Origin of the sequence: Moritella sp. PE36, from assembly GCF_000170855.1 — a bacterium.
Classification (GTDB): Bacteria; Pseudomonadota; Gammaproteobacteria; order Enterobacterales; family Moritellaceae; genus Moritella.
Map to the genome: position 1 here is coordinate 1 of NZ_ABCQ01000108.1, position 2,535 is coordinate 2,535.

The 2,535-nt window shown below is 38.6% G+C and carries 3 protein-coding genes and 1 pseudogene; 3 read left to right on the forward strand and 1 reads right to left on the reverse strand.

The window, feature by feature from the left end:
* Nucleotides 1-239: pseudogene (locus PE36_RS23330) on the forward strand (hypothetical protein); the annotation flags it as partial.
* Between the two features lie 56 nt (nucleotides 240-295).
* Here PE36_RS23330 and yejK read toward each other — a convergent pair.
* Nucleotides 296-1,330: a nucleoid-associated protein YejK gene (yejK, locus tag PE36_RS23335; protein ID WP_006034586.1), complete on the reverse strand. Its 1,035-nt coding sequence runs from the start codon at nucleotides 1,328-1,330 to the stop codon at nucleotides 296-298.
* An 80-nt stretch (nucleotides 1,331-1,410) separates the two neighbouring features.
* Between yejK and PE36_RS23340 the strand changes: the two genes are divergently transcribed.
* Entirely contained in the window at nucleotides 1,411-1,641 is a 231-nt protein-coding gene (locus tag PE36_RS23340) for a DUF1414 domain-containing protein (protein ID WP_006034587.1), read from the forward strand.
* 81 nt (nucleotides 1,642-1,722) lie between these two features.
* Nucleotides 1,723-2,535 (forward strand): DUF3413 domain-containing protein (locus PE36_RS23345; protein WP_006034588.1); only part of this gene is annotated, 813 nt, incomplete at its 3' end.

Genomic DNA, 2,535 nt, shown 5'->3' on the forward strand with positions numbered 1-2,535 from the left:
TACAGAAAAAATCAACACCAGCACAACCTGATGCGCTGCTAACGACACGGATATCTTTAGATAAAAAACCTGAGAATCTGGTCGCCTTATATATTTATTCTCGGGAAAACCACGGTATCTGTCTTGACCTCGATAATAACGGCTTACATATTTTTTTAGATATGATGCTAAAAGTAGCAATCAAGGGGGAATGGGGACTAAAACAAGTAAGGTCTATTGAGAATAAATTAATCGAGTAGGCTCGGACAAGATGGTGATAGCCATCGCTACCACCCTGTTAAAATATCGAAATATCTTATTCTTGCTCTTCGCCAGAAATACTACGGCGGATAAGTTGCTCACGTAAGTTTGGCGGGATACCAACAATTGTTAGCGTATCCGTTTGTGCATCATAGCTAATACGTTCAGCCATCAATTTCTGGTCAAAGCTAATACTGAGGCCACCGCCCTGTCCGACATATTTGGTCAGTTTACGAACCGCACCACGATCGGCTGGGAAGCTATCTTCAAGTTCATAAGCTTCAGAAGCATATTGATAGAAATCACGTGATGATACATCCGCTAAATGATCGGATAGATCTTTGATTTCAATTTCATTACCTTCTTTAATTTGCTCGTTGCAGTACTGCGCTACTTGCTCACGTGCTTGTATTGATTCTTCGGCGTCAAGTTCTGCAACGTGGCAGAACTCATCCACAGCGCGCATTAAACCCGCATTTTGTAGTTTTGCGTCCATACCTTCGGTACAGCCAAGAAAATCCAAGAAGAAATCAGACACTTTACGTCCAGCACGGCCTTTAATAAATGATAAATAACGTTTCGAATCGCTATTTTGTCGCCACTCCGTCAAATCAATTTTAGCGGCAAGTTGCACTTTAGACAGTTCAAGATAATGCGTATTACTGAGATCGAGTTGTTCAGTAACCATTACACTGTCTTTATTTTCCAATAACGCAACGATAAGGTAATCCGATGCCATCCAATTATAATGCACAAAAGACAGAATACCTTGTGTCCCGAAGTCATATTTTAGTAGCTCAGCCACCAACAAATTTGATGCTGCACTTGAAAAATCAACGAAATTACTTTCTTCATCGATGAATTTACGCAGTTCAACTTCAAAAGGTAGACGACTATTGTCTTCTTCAGTACATTTAAAATAACCAAAACCTTTTGCTGGTTTGGCGTTATAAATACGATGTAATTCACTTGCAAGCTCTTCAACCGGTTCTGAATTAACCAGTTCTTCACTGCGTGGGTAACATTTCAGCTCGCCTTCTGTATTAAAGGCCAATGAATGTAGAATAATGTTATTTAATTTTAGCTGCATATATTTAAAGTATTAGAGTTAATGAATTCTGTGAGGTATTATAATCATCTTTGCCCATTCATACATTAAAAGATTAAATTATGCCTATAGTTTCTAAATACCAAAGTGATAAAGTTGAAAAAGTTATTGATGAAGTTATTGATGTACTAGAAAAACACGATGCACCCTTAGACCTTGGCTTAATGGTTCTTGGTAATGCAGCTGCGAACATCATCAACGCATCTTTATCACCAAAACAGCGCCAAGCGGTTGCTGAAAAATTTGCTAAAGCACTAGTTGCTTCTGTAAAGTCTAAAGATACATCACATTAATTAAAATGATAGGCAAGGATGCCTTGTCATTTATTTTTACCCATTACACACTATAAGCACTATGAGACTGCAGTTTAACTTATGCTAGAAACAGGACATCATTATCGCGATCAAGTCTCCAAGATTATTAGTTGGGGTCATTGGTTTAGCTTAGCCAACATCTTACTGGCTATCTTACTTGCATCACGTTACCTTTTCATCGCCGAATGGCCTGAAACTATGCTTGGTCAAGTCTATTCTCTTATTAGCCTGCTTGGTCATTTCAGTTTTATTATTTTTATACTGTATCTGGTGGTGATCTTCCCGATCAGCTTCCTGATACCTTTCCCACGCACATTACGCTTTCTAACGGTCATATTTGCCACCGTGGGACTATCTCTGTTAATTATTGATACCGAGATTTTTAAACTTTATAATTTACACATTAACCCCATTATCTTTGAGATACTGCTGGGCGAAAGTGAACAAACGCTAAATTCAGATTGGCAATCTCTCTTTGTTTTCGTGCCTTTCTTATTCTTACTTGAGTTACTTATTTCAAGCTTTCTATGGCATAGATTAAGACCGTTAAGCCGCTTTAAACTTGGCCCTATTATTGCTATCTTCTTTTTCTGCTGTTTCTTAACTGGACACCTACTGCATATGTGGGCTGATGCCGCAGTTTACCGACCTATTACGGCACAAAAAGCAAACTTCCCACTCGCTTACCCGATGACAGCAAGAACCTTCCTGGCTAAATACGGTTGGTTAGACAAAGAAGCGTTTAATAAACGTATCAGTGATACCAGAAAACAATCTGATTCACGCCTTGATTACCCTAAGAATCCACTGCTGATTAATAACGACAATCAAAAACTGAATGTGTTATTAATCAACATCAGCGCACTTAGAGCA

Bases quoted from the DNA above. Each gene is read 5' to 3' on its own strand.
- PE36_RS23340 (WP_006034587.1), top strand. From the start codon at position 1,411: ATGCCTATAGTTTCTAAATACCAAAGTGATAAAGTTGAAAAAGTTATT.
- yejK (WP_006034586.1), bottom strand. From the start codon at position 1,330: ATGCAGCTAAAATTAAATAACATTATTCTACATTCATTGGCCTTTAAT.